This window comes from Pseudomonas putida (assembly GCF_025905425.1).
In the GTDB taxonomy this organism is placed as follows: domain Bacteria; phylum Pseudomonadota; class Gammaproteobacteria; order Pseudomonadales; family Pseudomonadaceae; genus Aquipseudomonas; species Aquipseudomonas putida_AF.
In genome coordinates this window covers 5,781,187-5,805,107 of record NZ_CP109603.1, presented here as the reverse complement: position 1 = coordinate 5,805,107, position 23,921 = coordinate 5,781,187, and the positions used below count along the sequence as shown (strand labels likewise).

23 protein-coding genes and 1 riboswitch are annotated in these 23,921 nt (G+C 62.4%); of the genes, 10 read left to right on the top strand and 13 right to left on the bottom strand.

The annotated features are described in order from the left end of the window. Positions 1-97 precede the first annotated feature (97 nt). Positions 98-550: a GNAT family N-acetyltransferase gene (locus OGV19_RS26140; protein WP_264314010.1), complete on the top strand. Its 453-nt coding sequence runs from the start codon at positions 98-100 to the stop codon at positions 548-550. 133 nt (positions 551-683) lie between these two features. Here the strand turns inward: OGV19_RS26140 and OGV19_RS26135 are convergent, their stop codons facing one another. The 9 genes from OGV19_RS26135 to tkt form a co-directional block, all read right to left on the bottom strand. Next, positions 684-980, bottom strand: coding sequence for a winged helix-turn-helix domain-containing protein (locus tag OGV19_RS26135; protein WP_264311302.1), 297 nt, complete (start codon positions 978-980; stop codon positions 684-686). Positions 981-992: 12 nt separating this feature from the next. Further along, on the bottom strand, positions 993-1,493 hold the full coding sequence (locus OGV19_RS26130; protein WP_264311301.1) for a M48 metallopeptidase family protein: 501 nt from the start codon (positions 1,491-1,493) through the stop codon (positions 993-995). 38 nt (positions 1,494-1,531) lie between these two features. Next, entirely contained in the window at positions 1,532-3,658 is a 2,127-nt protein-coding gene (locus OGV19_RS26125; protein WP_264311300.1) for a putative bifunctional diguanylate cyclase/phosphodiesterase, read from the bottom strand. 213 nt (positions 3,659-3,871) lie between these two features. Next, positions 3,872-4,936 carry a class II fructose-bisphosphate aldolase gene (gene fba / locus OGV19_RS26120; protein WP_264311299.1) on the bottom strand — a complete coding sequence of 355 codons (1,065 nt, stop codon included), beginning with the start codon at positions 4,934-4,936 and terminating at the stop codon, positions 3,872-3,874. Between the two features lie 100 nt (positions 4,937-5,036). Further along, a complete protein-coding gene (locus OGV19_RS26115) occupies positions 5,037-5,366 on the bottom strand; it encodes an MliC family protein (RefSeq protein ID WP_264311298.1) in 330 nt (109 codons plus the stop codon). A gap of 74 nt (positions 5,367-5,440) precedes the next feature. Next, complete coding sequence (locus OGV19_RS26110) at positions 5,441-5,692, bottom strand: hypothetical protein (RefSeq protein WP_264311297.1); 252 nt, start codon at positions 5,690-5,692, stop codon at positions 5,441-5,443. After that, the gene (locus OGV19_RS26105; protein WP_264311296.1) at positions 5,692-6,855 is read right to left on the bottom strand and encodes a phosphoglycerate kinase; all 1,164 of its coding nucleotides are present in this window, start codon (positions 6,853-6,855) and stop codon (positions 5,692-5,694) included. Before OGV19_RS26105 ends, OGV19_RS26110 begins: the two co-directional genes overlap by 1 nt. 12 nt (positions 6,856-6,867) lie before the next feature. After that, entirely contained in the window at positions 6,868-7,929 is a 1,062-nt protein-coding gene (epd, locus tag OGV19_RS26100; protein WP_264311295.1) for an erythrose-4-phosphate dehydrogenase, read from the bottom strand. 151 nt (positions 7,930-8,080) lie between these two features. Continuing rightward, complete coding sequence (gene tkt, locus OGV19_RS26095) at positions 8,081-10,078, bottom strand: transketolase (protein ID WP_264311294.1); 1,998 nt, start codon at positions 10,076-10,078, stop codon at positions 8,081-8,083. Between the two features lie 249 nt (positions 10,079-10,327). On the opposite strand from tkt, the gene OGV19_RS26090 reads away from it, so the two are divergent. From OGV19_RS26090 to OGV19_RS26075, 4 genes are all read left to right on the top strand, one after another. Beyond that, positions 10,328-11,320 carry an ArsR/SmtB family transcription factor gene (locus tag OGV19_RS26090; RefSeq protein ID WP_264311293.1) on the top strand — a complete coding sequence of 331 codons (993 nt, stop codon included), beginning with the start codon at positions 10,328-10,330 and terminating at the stop codon, positions 11,318-11,320. Positions 11,321-11,339: 19 nt separating this feature from the next. Beyond that, on the top strand, positions 11,340-12,530 hold the full coding sequence (gene metK / locus OGV19_RS26085; protein WP_264311292.1) for a methionine adenosyltransferase: 1,191 nt from the start codon (positions 11,340-11,342) through the stop codon (positions 12,528-12,530). A 144-nt stretch (positions 12,531-12,674) separates the two neighbouring features. After that, the gene (gene ligB, locus OGV19_RS26080; RefSeq protein ID WP_264311291.1) at positions 12,675-14,375 is read left to right on the top strand and encodes an NAD-dependent DNA ligase LigB; all 1,701 of its coding nucleotides are present in this window, start codon (positions 12,675-12,677) and stop codon (positions 14,373-14,375) included. 131 nt (positions 14,376-14,506) lie between these two features. Next, positions 14,507-14,899, top strand: a complete 393-nt coding sequence (locus tag OGV19_RS26075; protein WP_264311290.1) for a DUF1090 domain-containing protein — start codon at positions 14,507-14,509, stop codon at positions 14,897-14,899. A gap of 71 nt (positions 14,900-14,970) precedes the next feature. On the opposite strand, the gene OGV19_RS26070 is transcribed toward OGV19_RS26075, so the two are convergent. Continuing rightward, positions 14,971-15,417: a c-type cytochrome gene (locus OGV19_RS26070; RefSeq protein WP_264311289.1), complete on the bottom strand. Its 447-nt coding sequence runs from the start codon at positions 15,415-15,417 to the stop codon at positions 14,971-14,973. A 118-nt stretch (positions 15,418-15,535) separates the two neighbouring features. Between OGV19_RS26070 and OGV19_RS26065 the strand changes: the two genes are divergently transcribed. Further along, on the top strand, positions 15,536-16,687 hold the full coding sequence (locus tag OGV19_RS26065) for a murein transglycosylase A (protein ID WP_264311288.1): 1,152 nt from the start codon (positions 15,536-15,538) through the stop codon (positions 16,685-16,687). 110 nt (positions 16,688-16,797) lie between these two features. Here OGV19_RS26065 and OGV19_RS26060 read toward each other — a convergent pair whose 3' ends face one another. Both OGV19_RS26060 and OGV19_RS26055 read right to left on the bottom strand, forming a co-directional pair. After that, a complete protein-coding gene (locus OGV19_RS26060; RefSeq protein ID WP_264311287.1) occupies positions 16,798-17,184 on the bottom strand; it encodes an MAPEG family protein in 387 nt (128 codons plus the stop codon). Positions 17,185-17,212: 28 nt separating this feature from the next. After that, positions 17,213-18,046, bottom strand: a complete 834-nt coding sequence (locus OGV19_RS26055) for an EamA family transporter (RefSeq protein WP_264311286.1) — start codon at positions 18,044-18,046, stop codon at positions 17,213-17,215. Positions 18,047-18,346: 300 nt separating this feature from the next. On the opposite strand from OGV19_RS26055, the gene OGV19_RS26050 reads away from it, so the two are divergent. After that, complete coding sequence (locus OGV19_RS26050; protein ID WP_264311285.1) at positions 18,347-19,582, top strand: cation:proton antiporter; 1,236 nt, start codon at positions 18,347-18,349, stop codon at positions 19,580-19,582. A gap of 33 nt (positions 19,583-19,615) precedes the next feature. Here the strand turns inward: OGV19_RS26050 and OGV19_RS26045 are convergent, their stop codons facing one another. Next, on the bottom strand, positions 19,616-20,017 hold the full coding sequence (locus OGV19_RS26045) for an acyl-CoA thioesterase (RefSeq protein WP_012274534.1): 402 nt from the start codon (positions 20,015-20,017) through the stop codon (positions 19,616-19,618). Between the two features lie 179 nt (positions 20,018-20,196). Beyond that, a riboswitch (S-adenosyl-L-homocysteine riboswitch) is annotated at positions 20,197-20,293 on the top strand. 20 nt (positions 20,294-20,313) lie between these two features. Here OGV19_RS26045 and ahcY point away from each other — a divergent pair. The 3 genes from ahcY (at position 20,314) to OGV19_RS26030 (ending at position 23,877) form a co-directional block, all read left to right on the top strand. Then, positions 20,314-21,723 (top strand): adenosylhomocysteinase, encoded by a 1,410-nt coding sequence (gene ahcY, locus OGV19_RS26040; protein WP_264311284.1) that lies wholly within the window; start codon positions 20,314-20,316, stop codon positions 21,721-21,723. A gap of 137 nt (positions 21,724-21,860) precedes the next feature. Then, a complete protein-coding gene (gene metF, locus OGV19_RS26035) occupies positions 21,861-22,706 on the top strand; it encodes a methylenetetrahydrofolate reductase [NAD(P)H] (RefSeq protein ID WP_264311283.1) in 846 nt (281 codons plus the stop codon). A 94-nt stretch (positions 22,707-22,800) separates the two neighbouring features. Continuing rightward, positions 22,801-23,877: a hypothetical protein gene (locus tag OGV19_RS26030; protein ID WP_264311282.1), complete on the top strand. Its 1,077-nt coding sequence runs from the start codon at positions 22,801-22,803 to the stop codon at positions 23,875-23,877. Positions 23,878-23,921 lie beyond the last annotated feature (44 nt).

The window sequence follows — 23,921 nt, the reverse complement described above, 5'->3', positions numbered from 1 at the left end:
GGCCGAAGCCTGCATGACACGGTCTGCAGCAATCCGCCACTCGTCGACGGCCTGTGGATTTGCGATGATCGACGTCCCATTCAAGGAGTTCGTGCCAATGTCCATCGACTGGCTCTGCAAGCACCACACCGACCTCGGCAAGGACCAGCTCTACGCCATCCTGCAATTGCGCACCGAAGTGTTCGTGGTCGAGCAACGCTGCGCCTACCAGGAAGTCGATGGCCAGGACCTGAGCGGCGATACCCTGCACCTGATGGCTTGGCAGGACGACAAGCTGGTGGCCTATCTGCGCCTGCTCGACCCGCAATCCCAGGGGGGCGATGTGGTGATCGGGCGCGTGGTGACATCACCTGCAGCGCGTGGGCTCAAGTTGGGGCATCCGTTGCTGCTCAAGGGGCTGGAGGCTGCCGAGCATTGCTGGCCAGGGACGCCGGTGTATCTGTCGGCGCAAGCGCATCTGCAAGGGTTTTATGCACGGCATGGGTTCGAGGTGGTGGGTGAGGAATACCTTGAAGATGACATTCCCCATATTGGCATGCGCAAGGGCTGAGAAAGCCGGGGGCACTGTGGGAGCGGCGATGCGGCGGTCCCACAATGACCATTGTTCCCTGCGCGACAGCGCAACCCCAAGAGGCTGGGCAATCTCCCCAAGAGATCACGCCAGCTTTAGAGAGTGAGGCAGGTCAGGGATAACCCAGCACTTCTCGGATCTGGCGCATATGCCGGGTGATCCACTGCTTGTCGATCGCGCCCCAGTCATGAATGCGGTAGTGCCCGGCATGATTGCGCGCGCCCTCCTGCTGCTCGAACTCACAGACGATATCCAGGTCGGCCAGGGCGGCGATGGTGTCCTGGGCCGTGCGGCGTGGCATGCCGGTGGCCTCCATCAGGGCCGGCACGCTGGTCGCCGTCTGGCTGTCGATCAGCCAGGCTACGTACAGGCGGCGGTAGAAGCTGCTCTTGGTCTTGCTCACTTCCATGCTGCGTGGTCCTTAACAGTTGCCCGGCAGCTCCCGATAGGTCAGGTAGACGCGCAGGTCGAATTCCAGTTGGTGGTAGTCCGGCTCCATGTGCTGACAGAGCTGGTAAAACGCCTTGCTATGATCGCGCTCACGCAGGTGCGCCAGCTCGTGCACCACGATCATGCGCAGAAACTGCGGCGCGGCTTCCTTGAACAAGGAGGCGATGCGGATTTCCTTCTTCGCCTTGAGCTTGCCACCCTGAACGCGCGATACCGCAGTGTTGAGCCCCAGGGCACGGTGGGTCAGATCGAGGCGGTTGTCGAACAGCACCTTGTCCAGGTTGGGCGCGCTGCGCAGGTACTGTTGCCGCAGGTCCTGGGCATAACCGTACAGCGCCTTGTCGCTTTGCACGTCATGGCGGTCGGGGTAGCGACGCTGCAGGTACTCGCCCAGGCGGTCGCTGTCGATCATCTGCCGCACCTGCTCCTGCAGGTGTGGCGGGTAGGCTTGCAAGTAACGTAATACGGTCATGGCACTGCTTCGGCATGGCGAAGGGCGATTCTAGCCAATCATGGCCGGGGCCAGGAGAAAATCGCCGGAAAGCCACTGGCATCGGCCGCAGTCATGGGGTGCGCCACCAAAAAACCCTGCACATAGGCGCAACCGTTTGCCTTGAGCCACGCAGCTTGGGCCTGGGTTTCCACGCCCTCGGCGATCACCGTGATGCGGTAGTCGGCGCACAAGCCGATCACGCTGCGCACCAGCGCGGCATCCACCGTAGAGTCCGGCAGGCGTGCGACCAGGTGCCGGTCAAGCTTGAGGGTGTCGATCGGCAAGTCACGCAGCATGCGCAGCGAACAGTCACCCGCGCCAAAATCATCTAGCGCCACCCGCACGCCCAGTTCGCGCAGGCGGTGTATCTGCTTCACCGCTGCGTCGATGTTGTACATCAACGACATCTCCGCCACCTCGACTTCAAGTTGCGCCGGGTTCAGCTGGTAATCCTGGATCACCCGCTGCAGCTCCTCGACCAGCCCCGGCATGACGAACTGGGCACGGCTCAGGCTGATGCCCAGCACCAGATCCTGGGCGAAACGGTCGCACCAGGCCTGGCGCTGGGCCGCGCCCTGGCGGTAGATCCAGCTGGCCAGGCGGTTGATCAGCCGGGCTTCCTCAAGCAAAGGGATGAACAGCCCAGGCGGCACATCGCCGACACTGGGGTGCTGCCAGCGCAGCAACGCCTCGAAACCGCGCAGGTGGCCGTCGGCAAAACCCACCTGGGGCTGATACACCAGGCTGAAATCCTGCTGTTCGATGGCGGCACGTACGCTGTCTTCGAGCATCAACCGTGAGCGCGCGCGGCCGTTGAGTTCCTGGTCGTAGAAACGGTACTGCTGGCGCCCGGCCTGCTTGGCCGCATACATCGCCGCATCGGCCGCGCGCAGCAGGCCTTCGACGGTGGCGCCGCACTCAGGGTAGGTGGCGATGCCAATGCTGACCCCCAGGCACACATCCAGCCCGTCGATTTGCTGGCTGATCGCGATGCGCTCGAGCAATCGCTCGGCGTAACGCCCGGCCTGCTCGGGGTAGGGCAAGCTGTCGAACAACGCCGTGAACTCATCGCCGCCCATCCGGGCCAGCAAAGCCTCGTTTCCCAGACAGTCCTTGAGCTGTTCGGCAACCCAGCGCAGGACGCGATCGCCCGCTTCATGGCCCAGCGAGTCATTGATCCGCTTGAAGCCATCAAGGTCCATGTACATCAGCGCCTGCGCCTTGTCCGAGCGCTCGTTGCGCAGCAGTACGCCCTCTGCGGACTGATAGAAACCCCGACGGTTGAGCAGGCCGGTCAGTGGGTCGGTCACCGCCTGATACTCAAGCTGCTGGTGCAGGTTGCGCACCACCGACATGTCCAGCACCGTCACCACCATCGCCTGCTGATCGGACGGCAACGGGGCACAGGACAGCGCCACCGGCACCAGTTCGCCGCCCAGGGTGCGCAGCTGGGCATCGTGCACACGAAAAATCTGCCGCCCCAGGTAGGCCCGGTAGAAGTCCGACTCGTTCCACAGATCGGCATTGGCCAACTGCACCAGGTCAAGCAACTGGGCACCCTGCAATTGCTCGACCGGGGCGGCCAGCAACCTTGAGATGGCCGGGTTGGCAAAACTGATGGTGCCTGCGGCATTCACCACAAGAATGCCTTCGGCGGCGTTCTCCAGGATCGAGGCATTGAATGCCCTGGCGGCTTCCAGCTCGCGGCTCAGGCGTTGCAGCATGCGCCGGTTACGCTGCTGGTCGAGCAGCGCCTGGACCTTGGGCTTGAGAATCTGCGGGTCGAACGGCTTGAACATGTAGTCCACCGCGCCACTGGCGTAGCCCTTGAGCACAGCGGCCTCGGACTGCTCGTTGGCGGTGAGGAAAATGATCGGGGTCAGCCGCGTACGCTGGCTGCCACGCATCAGCCGGGCGACTTCAAAGCCGTCCATCTCCGGCATTTGTACATCCAGCAAGACCAGGTCGACGTCGTGTTCGAGCAAGGCACTCAGGGCTTCCATCCCTGAACTTGCAGTCAATACTTGCCAATCCTGCCGGGCCAGCAAGGCCCGCATGCTGATGAGGTTCTCGGGGTAATCGTCTACCACCAGTAGCACCGAGCTGCCATCCAGTGGCTGAGGTTGAAGGTGAGCGCCATCCATGCTGCTTCTCTATTTTGTGACCGACTTCAAATTGCGGTTGGATCCGATAAGTACTCTAGACCCGAGTCTGTAACACGCAATGCAATCAGAACGCTATCAGTGCCTAAACTGTACGGTAGCCGACTAACGGTTGCTCTGCCGCGAATATCTGCCGGCGTTTTCGCAGGCAAAAAAAACCCGCATTTCTGCGGGTTTTTCAGGGCGACCTGGGGATCAGTTGACCTTGGCGGCCAACTCACCTTTCAGGTAACGCTGGTACATGCCTTCCAGGGAGATCGGCTTGATCTTGGAAGCATTGCCGGCGGTGCCGAACGCTTCGTAACGAGCGATGCACACGTCACGCATGGCTTTTACGGTTTCACCGAAGAACTTACGCGGGTCGAACTCGCTTGGGTTCTGCGCCATCAGGCGACGCATGGCACCGGTGGACGCCAGGCGCAGGTCGGTGTCGATGTTGACCTTGCGCACGCCGTGCTTGATGCCTTCGACGATCTCTTCAACCGGTACACCGTAGGTTTCTTTGATGTCGCCGCCGTACTGGTTGATGATCGCCAGCCACTCTTGCGGTACCGAAGACGAACCGTGCATGACCAGGTGGGTGTTGGGGATGCGCTTGTGGATTTCCTTGATGCGGTCGATCGCCAGCACGTCACCGGTAGGTGGCTTGGTGAACTTGTACGCACCGTGGCTGGTGCCGATGGCGATGGCCAGGGCATCGACCTGGGTCTTCTTGACGAAGTCGGCCGCTTCTTCCGGGTCGGTCAGCATCTGGCTGTGATCCAGCACGCCTTCGGCGCCGATACCGTCTTCTTCACCGGCCATGCCAGTTTCCAGCGAACCCAGGCAGCCCAGCTCGCCTTCTACCGAAACGCCACAGGCGTGTGCCATGGCAACGGTCTGCTGGGTAACGCGGACGTTGTAGTCGTAGTCGGTCGGGGTCTTGCCGTCTTCGCCCAGCGAGCCGTCCATCATCACCGAGCTGAAGCCCAGCTGGATCGAACGCTGGCAGACGTCAGGGCTGGTGCCGTGGTCCTGGTGCATGCACACCGGGATGTGCGGGAATTCTTCGATGGCGGCCAGGATCAGGTGGCGCAGGAAGGGCGCGCCGGCGTATTTGCGGGCACCGGCCGAAGCCTGGACGATAACCGGAGAGTCGGTCTTGTCGGCGGCCTCCATGATTGCGCGCATTTGCTCGAGGTTGTTGACGTTGAAAGCTGGTACGCCGTAACCGAACTCGGCGGCGTGGTCCAGCATCTGGCGCATGCTAATGAGTGCCATTGTGTATCTCTCTCCCGACAAGCGTCGTTTGTTTCGTGCAAGCCTGCCGCAGGGGCGGTTGCTGTTCAAGTAGTGTGGGCCACCTTGGCGGCCCGGCCAGTCACGGTGCCTTGCAGCCCCGCCCAATCAGATCGTTGGTTGCCACCCAATACACCAGGCCTTCATCGCCCTTGGTGTGGAAAGCCAGCACGCCATCGCTGTACAAATCGCCTGAGGCGCCCGGCTCGGACTTGAGCCGGTAGACCTGGTCGCCGCCACCGAGGCGCACGTCGACCGCTTCGAATTGTGCATCAGCGAAGCGCCACAGCACTTCGGTCTGGGTGTCACAGACCCAACGGGTCCAAACATCTGCCGGGGCGGGTTGCGCCGGCTGCAGCAGTGAGCATCCTGCCAGTGTCGCCAGGGCCGCTACGGCCATAAGCGCTTTCATTGAATATCCTCTAGATGACCACACAGTCGCCACTTGGTTGCCTGCACCGGGCAAAGCCCGATGAAGGGCCCCGATCAGGGGCAGCCAGGCGCCTTGTGCTGGTGATCTTCGTCATACTTTTCCAGGCCATCCGGGCCCAGGCGCTTGTTGATGACCGGCACGGTCTCGGCCTGCCACTCGGACTGGTAGCAGCCGCCCTTGGGCAAGCGCGACGCGGTTGCGTCCGAAGACGGGCTGCCGGAGCAGGCGCTCAGCAGGCCGACCAGGATCATCACAGGCAATTGCTTGACCATCAGGTCGCTCCCTTTGCCAAGCGCCAACGTCATCAGGCCTTGGCCCGCTCTTCCAGGATTGCCACAGCCGGCAGAACCTTACCCTCGACGAACTCGAGGAAGGCGCCACCACCGGTAGAAATGTAGGAGATATCGGCGCCAACGCCATATTTGTCGATTGCCGCCAGGGTGTCACCGCCACCGGCGATAGAGAACGCAGGGCTTTCGGCGATAGCCTTGGCCAGAACCTGGGTGCCGTTGCCGAACTGGTCGAACTCGAACACGCCAACCGGGCCGTTCCACAGGATGGTCTGTGACGACTTCAGCAACTCGGCGAAGTTGGCTGCGGTTTGTGGGCCGATGTCCAGAATCATGTCGTCGGCGGCGACGTCGGCAATGGCCTTGACGGTCGCTTCGGCGCTTTCGGCGAATTCCTTGGCGACTACCACGTCAACCGGCAGCGGTACATTGACCTTGGCGGCGATGGCCTTGGCGGTGTCGACCAGGTCCGGCTCGTACAGCGACTTGCCGACCGGATGACCGGCAGCTGCCAGGAAGGTGTTGGCGATACCGCCCCCGACGATCAGCAGGTCGCAGACAGCGCTCAGGCTGTTCAGCACGTCGAGCTTGGTCGACACCTTGGAGCCGGCGACGATGGCCGCCATCGGCTTGGCCGGGGCTTTCAGCGCCTTGCCCAGGGCATCCAGCTCGGCAGCCAGCAGTGGGCCTGCAGCAGCCACCTTGGCGAACTTGGCAACGCCATGGGTCGAACCCTCGGCGCGGTGGGCGGTACCGAAAGCGTCCATCACGAACACGTCGCACAGGGCCGCGTATTTGTGCGCCAGCTCGTCGGCGTTCTTTTTCTCGCCCTTGTTGAAGCGCACGTTCTCGAACAGCACCAGGTCACCGGCCTTGACCTCGACACCGTCCAGGTAGTCGGCGATCAGCGGCACGTCACGGCCCAGGGCCTTGCTCAGGTACTCGGCGACCGGCTTGAGGCTGTTCTCGGCCGAGAACTCACCTTCGGTCGGGCGGCCCAGGTGCGAGCAGACCATTACCGCCGCACCCTTCTCCAGGGCCAGCTTGATGGTCGGCAGCGCTGCCAGGATACGCGCGTCGCTGGCTACCACACCGTCCTTTACAGGCACGTTGAGGTCTTCGCGGATCAGTACGCGTTTACCTTGCAGGTCGAGGTCGGTCATCTTCAACACGGTCATGAATGCAGTCCTTTAGGGCTGTTTGTTGCGGGTTGGTTGAACGACGTGCAGATAGTGTTCGGCAACGTCGAGCATACGGTTGGCAAACCCCCATTCGTTGTCGAACCAAGCCAGCAGGTTCACCAGGCGGGGGCCGGAAACACGGGTCTGGCTGGCATCGACGATGGCCGAATGCGGGTCGTGGTTGAAATCACAGCTGGCGTGAGGCAGCTCGGTATAGGCCAGCAATCCTTTGAGCGGGCCCTCCAGGGCTGCCTCGCGCAGCACCCGGTTGACCTCGGCGGCGCTGGTGTCGCGGGCGGTCTGCAGGGTGATGTCCAGGCACGAGACGTTGACGGTCGGCACGCGTACCGCTTTGGCCTGGATTCGCCCGGCAAGTTCCGGCAGCAGCCGCTCAATGCCGCGCGCCAGCCCCGTGGACACCGGGATCACCGACTGGAACGCAGAACGCGTGCGGCGCAGGTCTTCGTGGTGGTAAGCGTCGATCACCGGCTGGTCGTTCATCGCCGAGTGGATGGTGGTGATCTGCACGTATTCGATGCCGAACGCCTGGTCCAGCACACGCAACAGCGGCACGCCGCAGTTGGTGGTGCACGACGCGTTGGACACCAGCCGCTCGCTGCCGGTCAGGCACGCCTGGTTGATGCCGTAGACCACCGTGGCGTCCACGTCCGCCTCGCTGGCCATGGGTTGCGAGAACAGCACCCGTGGCGCACCGGCATCGAGGAAGCGCTGGCCGTCGACACGGGTGTTGTAGGCGCCGGAGCACTCCAGCACCAGGTCGATGTCCAGGGCGGCCCAGTCGATGCCTTCGGGCGTGGCACTGCGCAACACCTTCACGCAGTCGCCATTGATATGCAGACAATCGCCATCGACCCTCACCTCACCGGGGAAACGCCCGTGGGTGGAGTCGAAGCGTGTCAGGTACTCGAGGCTGGCCTGATCGGCCAGGTCGTTCAGCGCGACAATCTCGAAACCGGCCTTTGCCCCCCGCTCGAACAACGCGCGCAGGACACAGCGGCCGATGCGGCCATAACCGTTGAGTGCAACTTTGTAGGGACGCGGGTGGGGCATAGGTAGCTCTTGAACTCCGGCGGTTGAACGGGGCCGCCATGCGGCCCATTCGCGGCACAAGGCCGCTCCCACAGGGTACTGCGACTCTGCAGATCCTGTGGGAGCGGCCTTGTGCCGCGAATGAGGGCCAGCAGCCCTCACTTTGCCTGTATCAGTCTTCCAGCAGCTCTTCGGCAGTACCCAGGATGTTCTCCAGGGTGAAGCCGAACTCTTCGAACAGTGCAGAGGCCGGGGCCGACTCACCATAGGTGGTCATGCCGATGATACGACCTTCCAGGCCGACGTACTTGTACCAGAAGTCGGCATGGGCGGCTTCGATGGCGATGCGCGCACCGACTTGCAGCGGCAGTACGGACTGCTTGTAGCTTGCGTCCTGGGCGTCGAATACGCTGGTGCTCGGCATCGACACAACGCGCACCTTGCGGCCTTGTTCGGTCAGTTTGTCGAACGCCTGAACGGCCAGGCCCACTTCGGAACCGGTGGCGATCAGGATCAGCTCAGGCTCGCCGGCGCAGTCTTTGAGCACGTAACCGCCACGGGCGATGTCGGCGATCTGCTGGGCGTCACGGTCCTGATGCTGCAGGTTCTGACGCGAGAAGATCAGCGCCGATGGGCCGTCCTTGCGCTCCAGGGCGTGCTTCCAGGACACGGCGGATTCCACCGCATCGGCTGGACGCCAGGTGTCCAGGTTCGGCGTGCTGCGCAGGCTGCTCAGCTGCTCGATCGGCTGGTGAGTCGGGCCATCTTCACCCAGGCCGATGGAATCGTGGGTGTAAACGTGGATCACGCGCTGCTTCATCAGTGCAGACATGCGCACGGCGTTGCGGGCGTATTCCATGAACATCAGGAAGGTCGCGCCGTAAGGCACCAGGCCGCCATGCAGGGCGACGCCGTTCATGATCGCGGTCATGCCAAACTCGCGCACGCCGTAGTACATGTAGTTGCCGTTGGCATCTTCATGGCTGACGCCCTTGCAACCTTTCCACAGGGTCAGGTTGGAACCGGCCAGGTCAGCCGAGCCGCCGAGCAACTCTGGCAGCAGTGGGCCGAAGGCGTTCAGGGCGTTCTGGCTGGCTTTGCGGCTGGCGATGGTTTCGCCTTTGGCAGCGACTTCAGCGATGTAGGCAGCGGCTTTTTCCGCGAAGTCGGCCGGCAGTTCGCCGCTCAGACGGCGCTTGAGCTCGCCGGCCAGCTCTGGGAAGGCAGCGGCGTAGGCGTCGAAACGCTTGTTCCACGCGGCTTCGGCCTTGGCACCGGCTTCTTTGGCATCCCACTCGGCGTAGATGTCGGCAGGCACTTCGAACGGACCGTGGTTCCAGTTCAGTTCCTTGCGGGCCAGGGCGATTTCGTCGTTGCCCAGCGGAGCGCCGTGGCAGTCTTCCTTGCCCTGCTTGTTCGGCGAACCGAAACCGATGATGGTCTTGCAGCAGATCAGGGTCGGGCGATCGCTCTTACGGGCAGTCTCGATGGCGGTGCGGATTTCTTCAGCGTCGTGGCCATCGACGTTACGGATCACCAGCCAGTTGTACGACTCGAAACGCTTCGGCGTGTCGTCGGTGAACCAGCCTTCCACTTCACCGTCGATGGAGATGCCGTTGTCGTCATAGAAGGCGACCAGCTTGTTCAGGCCCAGGGTGCCGGCCAGCGAGGCGACTTCGTGGGAGATGCCTTCCATCATGCAGCCGTCGCCGAGGAACACATAAGTGTTGTGGTCGACGATTTTGTGGCCGTCACGGTTGAACTGGGCGCCCAGTACTTTTTCGGCCAGGGCGAAGCCCACGGCGTTGGCCAGGCCTTGGCCCAGCGGGCCGGTGGTGGTCTCGACACCCGGGGTGTAGCCGAACTCCGGGTGGCCCGGGGTACGGCTGTGCAGCTGGCGGAACGACTTGAGGTCGTCGATGGTGACATCGTAGCCAGTCAGGTGCAGCAGCGAGTAGATCAGCATCGAGCCGTGGCCGTTGGACAGCACGAAGCGGTCACGGTCGGCGAAGCTCGGGTTGCTCGGGTTGTGCTTCAGATAGTCGCGCCAAAGCACTTCGGCGATATCCGCCATGCCCATAGGGGCACCTGGGTGGCCGCTGTTGGCCTTTTGCACGGCATCCATGCTGAGGGCACGAATGGCGTTGGCACGTTCACGACGGCTGGGCATCGCTGATCTCCTGGGGGCTTGAATAAGTGGTATTACGAAAAAAGGCGGCCATTTTCGCCCACTGGGGGGGCTGGGGGCAAACATTAAAGCTGCGAGCGGCAAGCTTTAAGCTGCAAGCGAAAGCAGACCCGCACGCGGAACGCTCTATTCTTGCAGCTTGAGCCTTGCGGCTTGCAGCTCATCGCCAATATCAAAACTTTTTGATATTGATCTTGCGGGGTCAGCGATGCCTGTCTAGACTGCCGCCCCATGAACCTCCGTGCGCAATCGATCCCTCAGCGAAGCGACACACTGGCCGCCCTGTGCAAAGCCAGTGGTGACGAGCTGCGTCTGAATGTTTTGCGCGCGCTGGCCAGCGACTCGTTTGGCGTGCTGGAACTGGCGCAGATCTTCGACATCGGCCAGTCCGGCATGAGCCACCACCTCAAGGTGCTGGCCCAGGCCGAGCTAGTGGCTACGCGCCGCGAAGGCAACGCCATTTTCTATCGCCGCGCCCTGCCCGACAGCCTGCGCCTGGGCGGGCGCCTGCACACGGCGCTGCTCGAAGAAGTCGATGACCTGACCTTGCCACCCGAGGTGCAGGCACGTATCGCCCTGGTGCAGCAGCGTCGCGCAGCCACCAGCCAGGACTTTTTCCAGCGAGTGGAAGAAAAATTCCGCGCCCAGCAAGACCTGATCGCCGGCCTGCCGCAGTACCGCGAAAGCCTGCTGGCGTTGCTCGACACACTCAATTTTGGCCCGGCTGCCAGTGCGTTGGAGGTCGGCCCCGGTGACGGCGGCTTCCTCCCGGACCTGGCACGGCGCTTCGGCACGGTCACCGCGCTGGACAACAGCCCGACCATGCTCGAGCTGGCCCGCCAAGTCTGCCAGCGCGAAGGCCTGGACAATGTGAACCTGCAGTTGGCCGATGCACTGGATACAACGGATGTGGCAGCCGACTGCGTAGTGCTGAACATGGTCCTGCACCATTTCAGCGACCCGGCCCTGGCCTTGCGCCTGTTGGCCAAACGGGTGAAAGCGGGCGGCAGCCTGCTGGTCACCGAACTGTGCAGCCATGACCAGGGGTGGGCGCGGGATGCCTGCGGCGACCTCTGGCTAGGCTTCGAGCAGGACGACCTGGCCCGTTGGGCCAATAGTGCCGGGCTGGTCCCCGGGGACAGCCTGTACGTAGGCTTGCGTAACGGTTTCCAGATACAGGTCCGCCATTTCCAGCGGGCGACTGGCGACATACACCATCGGTAAATTTTAGGAACCCTTCGAGATGAGCGAATACTCCCTTTTCACCTCCGAGTCCGTGTCCGAAGGGCATCCGGACAAGATCGCCGACCAGATTTCGGACGCCGTCCTCGATGCCATCATCGCTCAGGACAAATACGCCCGTGTGGCCTGCGAAACCCTGGTCAAGACCGGTGTCGCCATTATCGCCGGCGAAGTGTCCACTTCCGCCTGGGTCGACCTCGAAGAGCTGGTACGTAAAGTCATCATCGACATCGGCTACAACAGCTCCGACGTCGGCTTCGACGGCGCCACCTGCGCCGTGATGAACATCATCGGCAAGCAGTCCGTGGACATCGCCCAGGGCGTCGACCGCTCCAAGCCGGAAGACCAGGGTGCCGGCGACCAGGGCCTGATGTTCGGCTACGCCAGCAACGAAACCGACGTACTGATGCCAGCCCCGATCTGCTTCTCGCACCGTCTGGTCGAGCGCCAGGCCGAAGCGCGCAAGTCGCGCCTGCTGCCGTGGCTGCGCCCGGACGCCAAGTCCCAGGTCACCTGCCGCTACGAAAATGGCAAAGTGGTCGGGATCGACGCGGTGGTCCTGTCGACCCAGCACAACCCGGAAGTCTCGCAAAAAGACCTGCAAGAAGCGGTGATGGAGCTGATCGTCAAGCACACCCTGCCTGCCGAACTGCTGCACAAAGGCACCCAGTACCACATCAACCCGACCGGCAACTTCATCATCGGTGGCCCGGTGGGTGACTGCGGCCTGACCGGCCGCAAAATCATCGTCGACTCCTACGGCGGCATGGCCCGTCACGGTGGCGGCGCGTTCTCCGGCAAGGACCCGTCCAAGGTCGACCGTTCTGCTGCCTACGCCGGTCGCTACGTGGCCAAGAACATCGTCGCCGCAGGCCTGGCCGAGCGCTGTGAGATCCAGGTGTCCTACGCCATCGGCGTGGCCCAGCCGACGTCCATCTCGATCAACACCTTCGGTACCGGCAAGGTCTCCGACGACAAGATCGTACAGCTGGTGCGCGAGTGCTTCGACCTGCGTCCGTACGCCATCACCAAGATGCTCGACCTGCTCCACCCGATGTACCAGGAAACCGCTGCCTACGGCCACTTCGGCCGCACCCCGCAGCAGAAGACGGTCGGCGACGACACCTTCACCACCTTCACCTGGGAGCGTACCGATCGCGCCCAGTCGCTGCGTGACGCTGCCGGCCTGTAAGTTTCCTACAGCGGTAGATGAAAGCCCCTGCCGAGCAATCGGCAGGGGTTTTTTTGTGACATATCGGCTGACAACTGTTCACGGCACCCGGCGCCCCGCCTGCCTAGGCTGAGGGTTCCTACTCGCCATGCAAGGATGCTGGCCATGCCGTTCATGCTGTTGTTCGCACTGCTGCTGTCGCTACAGGCCCCGCTGGCACGGGCCAACCCGTGCCCCGACTGGCCCGTGAAACAGGCTGACGCCGAGGTTGCCCAACTGCGCGACAGAATTGCCCAATGGGATGATCACTACCATCGCCAGGGCATCTCGTTGGTGGCAGATGAGCTCTATGACCAGAGCCGGCAACGCCTGAAGCAATTGCAGCAATGCTTTGGCCTGCTGCAACCCCAGGCGCCACTGGCTACAGCACGTGGCACTGTCCCCCATCCTATCCCTCACACGGGCGTCAACAAGCTCGACGACGAGCACGCCGTCGGGCGCTGGATGGCCGGCAAGACAGGCCTGTGGATCCAGCCCAAGGTCGATGGCGTGGCGGTTTCCCTGTTCTATCGACAGGGGCAGCTGGTGCAGTTGCTGAGCCGGGGTGATGGGGTACAAGGGCAGGACTGGAGCCGCCATATCCCTCAACTAGGGTCGATCACGCGGCAACTGCCTCAGGCGCGAGACCTGTCGTTGCAGGGTGAACTGTACCTGCGCCTGGGCGCACATGTGCAAGCTCAGGCAGGCAGCGTCAACGCACGTGGCACCGTGGCCGGGCTGCTCGCCCGCAATCAGCTTGGCATCGAACAAGGCGCCGGTATCGGCCTGCTCGTCTGGGATTGGCCGCAGGGCCCCGACAGCCAGGCCGAACGCCTCTCGCAGTTAGCGCAATTGGGCTTCCCCGACAGCCAGCGCTATAGCGTCGCGATTGACGACGCCCCCCAGGCCGCGCACTGGCGCCTGCACTGGTACCGCTCACCACTGCCCTTTGCCACAGATGGTGTGATCCTGCGCCAGGACGCCCGGCCACCCGCCGAGCGCTGGCAGGCCAAGGCGCCCTATTGGATCGTCGCCTGGAAGCACCCCTACTCCCAGGCCCTGGCAGAGGTACGCGACGTACGCTTTCGGGTCGGCCGCACAGGCAGGGTCACGCCCGTTCTGCAGCTACAACCCGTCAAGCTGGACGACCGGCTGATTACACAGGTGAGCCTTGGCTCACTGGCGCGTTGGCAGAACCTGGACATTGCCCCCGGCGATCATGTAGCAATCAGCCTGGCGGGGCTGACCATCCCGCGCTTCGAGCAAGTGGTACACCGTGCGGCCTGGCGCCAATCGGTACAGGCGCCGCAGCCAGGTCGCTATCACCCACACAGTTGCTGGCACGCAGGCGAAGGCTGCAACGAACAGTTCATCGCACGGCTCACATGGCTCAGTGGCAAGCAGGGGTTGGCCATGCCGCGCACCGGGCCGGGTACGTGGCGGCGCCTGGTCGATGCGGGGCTGGTCACTTCGATGACCGACTGGTTGCTGCTTGATCCTCTGCGCCTGGGCCAGGTACCCGGCATCAGCGAAGCGACAGCCACACAGCTGCTACACGCCTTCGAAAGCGCCCGTTCACAGCCCTTCTCCCGCTGGATGCGAGCGCTCGGTGCACCCGCCCCCGGTGGCACGCCACTGGACGGCGACTGGGCGCAGCTGTCCTCGCGCACGGCCGCTGACTGGCAAGCTTTGCCTGGCGTCGGCACAGTGCGTTCGCGTCAGCTTGAAGCGTTTTTCATGGCCAAGGAGACTCAAGCCATCGCTGCGCAATTAAACGAGGCCGGTGTCCACGCGTTCCAATTCAGTGATAAACGCCCCGTGCAATGATTTTTTACCAAATCCCATGCAAGGAAAGCCTGAGTTTCAGCCCGAAAAACCCAACAAGGGTTCCTAAATGGGCAAAACCAAGGCAGGATTTCTCCCAACTTTTCTGCCCTGCCCCGTTCAGGAGGCTTTTCATGAAACCTATTTCGACTCTTTTCCTGCTCGCAACGCTTGGTTTGGCTGCCGGCGCCGCGCAAGCCGCCCAGCCGGATGCCGGCCTGACCGGCTGCGCCGCCAAACGCAGCGCTATCGAGAACCAACTGAAAATTGCCCGCGATCATGGCAACAGTGACCAGGTCGCGGGGCTTGAGCAGGCGCTCGAAGGCGCAAAAAACTGCACCGATAGCAGCCTGCGTAAAGAGCGCGAACAAAAAGTACTCGATGCACGTCACGAAGTTGCGCAGCGCGAAAAAGACCTGAAGAAGGCCGAAAAGAAAGGCGATGCAGAAAAGATAAACAAGCGTAAGGACAAACTCGCAGAATCCAGAAAGGAACTGCAGGAAGCCGTGGACGAACTGGACCGCTGACAGGCCCGGATTACGCTGCCTGCATTGGCCCCATCACCGGTTTCTCGGCGATGGGGCCAATGCATTTGCCCTCAATGATTGCGAAACTCGGTATGACAGGCCTTGCACGCTGCCTCGACCTTGTCCATCGACCCTTTCAACCGCGCCGCGTCCGGCGACTGGCCCCGGGTCGCATCGACCAACTCACCGGTCACGCCCTCCAGTTGCCGGGCAAGCTCATGGAACCGGGCCTGGCGCTCCCACACCTCGGCTCGCGCGCTGCTGTCGCCCCCATCACGCGCCTGAGGAAAGTGCTGCCACGGTTGATGCGACAAGCTATCGAGCTTCACTGCCCCTTCGGAGAACTTCACCCCGTCGAACGGCAAACGACCGCGCAGCATGCCGCCCAAGTCCTCGCTGGCCTTGAGCATGTCCTTGAAGATCACCTTTCGCTGGCCCAGCGGCGAGTTTGGGTCAACACGGTCACAGGCACTCAGGGCAAGGGCTGCGAGCAGAACAACGGTCAATCGCTTGAACATCACGGTCTCTACGGCCTACAAAATGGGCGGCCAGTATCGCTGCCCACGGGCCAAAGACCAATAGCCATACAAAAAACAGGGGCGAAGCTTCATGTTCGTCCATGACAGGAATCCACTCATGAAATCTGCCCTGCGCCACCTGGCCTGGACACTCCCGGCGCTAGCCCTGCTGGCCGGCTGCAACGGCGGCGAGAACGCCAAGCCTGAACCCCATGCCATTGCCACCTACGCCAATGCCACCTGGCAGGACCTGCCCAGCGTCAGCGACGCCGACCTGGTAGCCGGCTTCCACGCGTGGCGCAATGGCTGCGAAAAGCTCAAGCGTGATGCGGTCTGGGCCGCTACCTGTGAGGCCGCTGCCAACGTGCCCGACGATGCCCTGCAAATACGCGCTTTCCTGCAGCAAAACCTGCAGGTCTATGGGCTGCGTTCGGCCGAAAACAACGCCAACGGCTTGATCACCGGTTACTACGAGCCGGTCTACCCAGGCAGCCTGAAACCGACTGAAACCAACCACGTCGCGGTGTACGGCGTGCCCGACGACATGATCGTGGTCGACCTCGCCAGCGTGTATCCGGAGCTCAAGGGCAAGCGCCTGCGTGGGCGCCTAGATGGCCGGGTGCTCAAGCCCTACGACACTGCCGAAGTCATCAACCGTGAGGGCGTCAAGGCCCCGGTGCTGGCTTGGCTGACCGACCCGATGGACCTGCAGTTCCTGCAGATCCAGGGTTCGGGCCGGGTCCAACTGGAAGATGGCCGTCAGCTGCGCCTGGGTTATGCCGACCAGAATGGCCACCCCTATCGGCCGATCGGTCGCTGGCTGGTGGAACAGGGCCAATTGAAGAAGGAAGAGGTCAGCATGGGCAGCATTCATGCCTGGGCCCAGGCCAACCCCCAGCGGGTACCGCAACTGCTGGCCAGCAACCCCAGCTACGTGTTTTTCAGCACCCGCCCCGACAGCAACGAAGGCCCGCGCGGCTCACTCAACGTGCCGCTGACCGCAGGGTACAGCGTGGCCATCGACCGCAAGGTGATTCCACTGGGCAGCCTGCTTTGGTTGTCTACCACGCGCCCGGATGGTACGCCGGTGGTGCGGCCTGTTGGGGCTCAGGATACCGGGGGTGCCATTGCCGGCGAGGTGCGCGCAGACCTGTTCTGGGGGACCGGGCCTGAAGCGGGCGAGCTGGCCGGGAACATGAAACAGCAAGGGCAGATCTGGATGCTTTGGCCTAAAGGCAAACCGCTGCCTGAAGTACCGAAAGTGCCTTGATCGAGGCTGGGCTCTTCGCGGGCAAGCCCGCTCCCACAGTAATCGTGCTAACCCTGAAGGATGCACGATCCTTGTGGGAGCGGGCTTGCCCGCGAAGAAGCACCTCGGTGTCAGATGGAAATCACGAAAAACGACACGATCAGCGCCAACCCTGCAAACCACACCACTGATCGCAACGCCGCCCAGTCTGCCAGGTAGCAGATGATGTAGAGCAACCGGCTGGTGATGTACATCACGCCCAGCACGTCCTGCGTCACTTGCTCGGCATTGCCGACGATATCGGCCACCAGCACCGCCGCCGCAAACGCCGGAAACGCTTCATAGCTGTTCTGCTGCGCCGCATGGGCACGGCGTGGCAGGCCCGATAGCGTGTCGAGGAAGGCACGCGGATCGTGGTTGTCCTTGAGGCCGAAGCGGCCACTGCTTACCTTGGCGATCAATGCACAAAGCGGCGGCAGTACCAGCGCGATCAGGATGCACCACAGGGCAACGGTCATGGACAGGATTCCTTGTTCAATAGTCAGGTTAGAGCTTCATTACCAGCATGCCTGCCAGCACCAGCCCGCAAGCTAGGAGTCTTGGCCCGCCAAAAGGTTCTTTGAGGTAGCGCATACCCAGCAGCACCACCAAGATCACGCTCAACTCCCTCAGCGCCGCCGCCTCGGCCACCGAGCCCAGGTGCATGGCCCATAGCACCAGCGCATAACTGAACAACACACAAACCCCCACGGCCAAGCCCAGCCGCCACTGGGTTCGCCAGAACAGCACGAACGGTGCCCGCCGCGCCACACTGGCCAGCAACGGGAATGGCCAGGCACTGAGCAAGGTCAGCCATACCAGGTAGTCCCAAGGCTTGCCCCACAACCGCACCGCCTGGCCGTCGAACCAGGTGTAGCAACCGATGCACAGGCCAATCAGCGCCACCACCGGCAGCATCGACCAGGGCAGACGATCACCACCTCCCCCCTGCCACAGCAGGCACGCCATGCCGCAAGGGATGAGCAGAATGCCGATGATCTGCTGCTGGCTCAGCGATTCCCCGGCAAAGGCAAGGGTCAACCCCAGCACCACCAGCGGCGACAGGCCGCGCATCAGAGGATAGACCAGCCCCAGGTCACCAACGCGGTAAGCCTGGATCAGCAGGTAGCGGTACAGCTGCTCGGCCAGCGCCGAGGCGACCAACCAGGGCCAGATTTCGGCAGGAGGCACCTCGACGAAAGCGACAGCCAGCACGGCAAAGGCCAGTGCAACCGTGTCCATACTGGCGATCACTAACAGGCGCTCGCCACTGAATTTGATCAGGGTGTTCCAGGTCGCATGCAAGAGGGCGGCGACCAATACCAGGGAAGTTGCCAACACGCCTTCAGGTCCTTGTGACGTTATTGATGCATGAATATATCGCCTTCAGAAGGGAGCAGTCTGGTATGTGCAGGTCGAAAGATCTTCAGCGCTTATGAGATCGAGCGCCGCGCGGGCGGCGCTCGATGTAAAAACCAACGCACAACTCAAGCCCAGCACATGGCAGCCCAGATACATCCTTACTCGGAATGATTCCAACAATTCCGGTCAAAGGTGTGTCCCGAAGCCCTCGCCAGGTCATCAAAGAACTGCCCGAGCCATTCGGGTTACGACTTGGAAGCCATTTTTACAGGATTCGGGATGCTTGAATTAGTTGCCGCGTTTATCTGCCTCACCACCCTCCTCACCTACGTCAACTACCGCTTCATCGGCCTGCCGCCCGCCATTGGCGTGATGGTCACGGCACTGCTGTTCTCGCTGATGCTGCAAGGCCTGAGCCTGATTGGCTTCCCTGGCCTGGAAGAGCGCGTCGAAGGCCTGATGAACCAGATCGACTTCAACGACTTGCTGATGCACTGGATGCTGGCCTTCCTGCTGTTCGCCGGTGCCTTGCATGTCAACCTCTCGGACCTGCGCAGCTACCGCTGGCCGATCGGCCTGCTGGCCACCATTGGCGTACTGATCGCCACCGTGGTTATCGGCTACCTGTCGCACTGGGTGTTCGCGATGTTCGGCTGGCAGGTGCCGCTGATCTACTGCCTGCTGTTCGGCGCGCTGATCTCGCCCACCGACCCGATTGCCGTACTCGGCGCGTTGCGGACCGCCAATGCATCCAAGCCACTGAAGACCACCATTGTTGGCGAGTCGCTGTTCAACGATGGCACTGCGGTGGTGGTGTTCACCGTGCTGCTGGGCATCATCCAGCTCGGCGAAACCCCCAGTGTTTATGACACGGCCATCCTGTTCGCCCGCGAGGCCATTGGCGGCGTGGTGTTCGGCGGCCTGATCGGCTACGCCACCTACCGCATGATCAAAAGTATCGAGCAGTACCAGGTCGAGGTCATGCTGACCCTGGCGCTGGTCATCGGTGGCTCGGCGATGTGCTATGAACTGCACGTTTCAGCACCGATCGCCATGGTGGTGGCCGGCCTGATCATCGGCAACATGGGGCGCAACCTGGCGATGAACGACATGACCCGTCGCTACATGGACGGCTTCTGGGAGTTGATCGATGACATGCTCAACGCCCTGCTGTTTGCGCTGATCGGCCTCGAACTGCTGCTGCTGCCGTTCAACTGGATGCACCTGGCGGCAGGTGGCGTGCTGGCGTTGGCGGTATTGCTGTCACGGCTGTTGACCGTAGCGCCGGCGATCGTGCTGCTGCGGCGCTGGCGCCCGGTGCCCAAAGGGACTGTGCGGGTGCTGACCTGGGGCGGCCTGCGCGGTGGCGTGTCGGTAGCGCTGGCACTGTCGCTGCCACTGGGCGAAGAGCGTGACCTGCTGCTGTCGATCACCTACATCGTGGTGCTGTCGTCGATCCTGGTGCAGGGGCTGAGCATCGGCCGGGTGGTGCGCAAGGTCAGCGCCCAACCTTGAGATTGCCGGGGCCGCTTTGCGGCCCCGAAATGTCTACTCGACTGCCGAGTCCGGGAACTGGTCCTGCACGTACTTGATCTCGGTACGCCCATGCGCCGCCGGCAGGCCATCTTCGCCGAGGTTGACGAAGACCATCTTATCGACAGTCAGGATGCTCTTGCGGGTGATCTTGTTACGCACTTCGCACTTGAGGGTGATCGAGGTACGGCCAAATTCGGTGGCGGTGATGCCCAACTCGATGATGTCGCCCTGGCGCGAAGCACTGACGAAGTTGATCTCCGACATGTACTTGGTCACCACGCGCTGGTTGCCCAGCTGGACGATGGCGTAGATGGCCGCCTCTTCGTCGATCCAGCGCAACAGGCTGCCACCGAACAGGGTGCCATTGGGGTTGAGGTCTTCGGGTTTTACCCATTTGCGGGTGTGAAAGTTCATCTGTACTCCTGACCTGCTTGGCTAACGTGCACTCATGATGGCAGAGCCGCCGCTACCGCTCCATTGAACATCGACTATCGTCTCGATTAATCGACAGAAAACCTTGGGTGAAGCTCCCGGTCGCGGCTATAATCTGTGCCGTTTTACATGGTCACCCCCAGCGGGGCCATGCCCGCCACCTGTCCGAGGGGCGCTGCAGCAGGCTAGACCTGTCAGGCTCGGATGGGGCGTTGTCCGCTCCTGCGGACGCTCAACGCACAACGGCGCCCATTCGCACACTACGAATGGAGGCTCTCATGAGCGCTGTAAACACGCCTGCTGGTTTTACCGATTTCAAAGTCGCTGACATCTCCCTGGCCGCCTGGGGCCGTCGCGAAACCATCATCGCCGAATCGGAAATGCCTGCACTGATGGGCCTGCGTCGCAAGTACCTCACTGAGCAACCGCTCAAGGGTGCGAAGATTCTGGGCTGCATCCACATGACCATTCAGACTGCCGTGCTGATCGAAACCCTGGTTGCCCTGGGTGCCGAAGTGCGCTGGTCGTCCTGCAACATCTTCTCCACCCAGGACCAGGCCGCTGCCTCCATTGCCGCCGCCGGCATCCCAGTGTTCGCCTGGAAAGGCGAAACCGAAGAAGAGTACGAGTGGTGCCTGGAGCAGACCATCCTCAAGGATGGCCAGCCATGGGACGCCAACATGATCCTCGACGACGGCGGCGACCTGACCGAACTGCTACACAAGAAATACCCGGCCGTGCTGGACCGCGTCCACGGCGTCACCGAAGAGACCACCACCGGCGTGCACCGCCTGCTGGACATGCTGGCCAAGGGCGAGCTGAAAGTCCCGGCGATCAACGTCAACGACTCGGTCACCAAGAGCAAGAACGACAACAAGTACGGCTGCCGTCACAGCCTGAACGACGCCATCAAGCGCGGTACCGACCACCTGCTGTCGGGCAAACAAGCCCTGGTGATCGGCTACGGTGACGTGGGCAAGGGTTCGGCCCAGTCGCTGCGTCAGGAAGGCATGATCGTCAAGGTCACCGAAGTTGACCCGATCTGCGCCATGCAAGCCTGCATGGACGGTTTCGAGCTGGTCTCGCCGTTCATCGACGGTATCAACGACGGCACCGAAGCCAGCATCGACAAGGCCCTGCTGGGCAAGATCGACCTGATCGTGACCACCACCGGTAACGTCAACGTCTGCGACGCCAACATGCTCAAGGCCCTGAAGAAGCGTGCCGTGGTCTGCAACATCGGCCACTTCGACAACGAAATCGACACCGCCTTCATGCGCAAGAACTGGGCGTGGGAAGAGGTCAAGCCGCAGGTGCACAAGATCCACCGTACCGGCGCTGGCGACTTCGACCCGCAGAACGACGACTACCTGATCCTGCTGGCCGAAGGCCGCCTGGTCAACCTGGGCAACGCCACTGGCCACCCAAGCCGCATCATGGACGGCTCGTTCGCCAACCAGGTGCTGGCACAGATCTTCCTGTTCGAGCAGAAGTACGCCGACCTGTCGGCCGAGAAGAAAGCCGAACGCCTGACCGTTGAAGTGCTGCCCAAGAAGCTCGACGAAGAAGTGGCCCTGGAAATGGTCCGTGGTTTCGGCGGCGTCGTCACCCAGCTGACCAAGCAGCAAGCCGACTACATCGGTGTGACTGTCGAAGGCCCGTTCAAGCCGCACGCTTACCGCTACTAAGCGACAAGCGCCAGGCGGCCTGCCGCCTGGCGCTTGTAGTCGTTGAATCTTGATCGATGCCCGAGCCAGGCCGGCCCCCACCGCCCTGGCTTTTACTTGCAGCTCGCGGCTCATGGCTTGCAGCTGAGGAAACAGAGATGTCACAAGAACGCCGCTACAGTTTCGAATTCTTCCCGACCAAGACCGATGCCGGTCACGAAAAGCTGATGGGCGTTGCCCGCCAGTTGGCCGCCTACAACCCGGACTTTTTCTCCTGCACCTACGGTGCCGGTGGCTCTACCCGCGACCGCACGCTCAATACCGTGCTGCAGCTGGAGAGCGAAGTGAAGGTGCCTGCCGCACCGCACCTGTCGTGCGTCGGCGACACCAAGCAAGAGCTGCGCGCCCTGCTTGCCGAATACAAGGCAGCGGGCATCAAACGCATCGTCGCCCTGCGCGGCGACTTGCCCTCCGGCATGGGCATGGCCAGCGGCGAGCTGCGCTACGCCAGTGACCTGGTCGAGTTCATCCGCCAGGAAACCGGTGATCACTTCCACCTGGAAGTGGCCGCCTACCCGGAGATGCATCCGCAGGCCCGCAATTTCGAGATCGACCTTGCCAACTTCGTGCACAAGGTCAAGGCCGGTGCCGACAGCGCCATCACCCAGTATTTCTTCAACGCCGACAGCTATTTCTACTTTGTCGAGCGCGCGCAGAAACTGGGCGTCGAGGTCCCGGTGGTGCCCGGCATCATGCCGATCACCAACTACAGCAAGCTGGCACGCTTCTCCGACGCCTGTGGCGCCGAGATTCCACGTTGGATCCGCAAGCAGCTCGAAGCCTATGCCGACGACACCGCCAGCATTCAGGCATTCGGCGAAGAAGTGATCACCCGCATGTGCGAGCAACTGCTGCAAGGCGGCGCACCGGGCCTGCACTTCTATACGCTGAACCAAGCCGAAGCGAGCCTCGCGATCTGGAACAACCTGAAGCTGCCTCGCTGAAACTTCTTGGCAATATTCTGTTTAAGAAATAGTTAAGGCTTTGGTCATAGACTAAGGCCTTATTTATTTTCCGGTTAAACAGGTCTTGCCTGACATGCAGCATTCCCAGCCATCGCGCCCTCAGCTCGTCTACCTGGCTTTCGGCCCGGCCACCTATCATCAGGAAGCCTGCTTCAGTATCGTCAGTGCCCTTGCCCACCTGGACCGGTCGGCAGGCGAGACCCTCGACATCCAGGTCTACACCGACAACCCGCAGCCCTATGCCAAGCTTCCGGTCACGCTGCACCTGCTCGACGAAGCCACGCGCAAGGCGTGGAACGCGCCCCACGGCTACCACTTTCGCAGCAAGCATGTGCTGCTCCAGCAGGTGCTCAAGCATCATTCGCTGGCCGTGCTGATCGACACCGACACGTTCTTCAGGCAATCACCGATGCGGCTGTTCGAGCGGGTCAAACCTGGGCATCTGCTGTGCAACGCCATCGGCGCGCGCTACGGCGCGAACCAAAAGTGCCTGCTGTACAAGAACCTGCTGACCCTCCTCCAGGCTCGGGGCCTGGCCGACTGCCAGATGCCGCTGATCAACTCAGGTGTGATCGGCCTCACCGCCGAAGACGCGCTGACGCTGGAGCACTCCATCGCCATGATGGACGAGTTCTACCCGCTGGCCCGCGAGGCCTATACCCTCGAAGAGTTCTGCCTGGCAGTGGCGGCCTACCGCAAACTGGAACTGGCCGAATGCACCGACGTCATTCACCACTACTGGAGCCGCAAGGCCCAGTTCCGCGCCAAGATCCAGGCCTGGCTGCGCAAGCACGGTGACGCGCCGCTGTGCGAGGCTGCGCTGGCCGATGTTGCGCGGGTCAACGATCAACTGCCACGGCCCCCGACCCTGCACCGGCTGGGCTTCAAGGCGCTGAGCCTGACCCTGCCCAGCCAAGCGCGGCAATTTGCCCGCGAACTGCTCTATGGCAGCTACCCCTACCCCAATGAGTTCGACCGCGCCTGCGCATCGGCCTGGTGGGACAAAGCCCTGGAGAACTTCAATGCGCGCCATGGCCGCATCGAACCCGAGCAACTGCGCCAGTGCCTGCGTCACCCTGGCCTGCGTCTTTCGCTCGGGGAACGGCGCAAGGATATCGAAGCGCATCTGCTCGGGTCGACGCAGGCCTGAACAGGCCGCTCTTCACTGGCCTTGAGCAGGCCGAGCGCGTAATC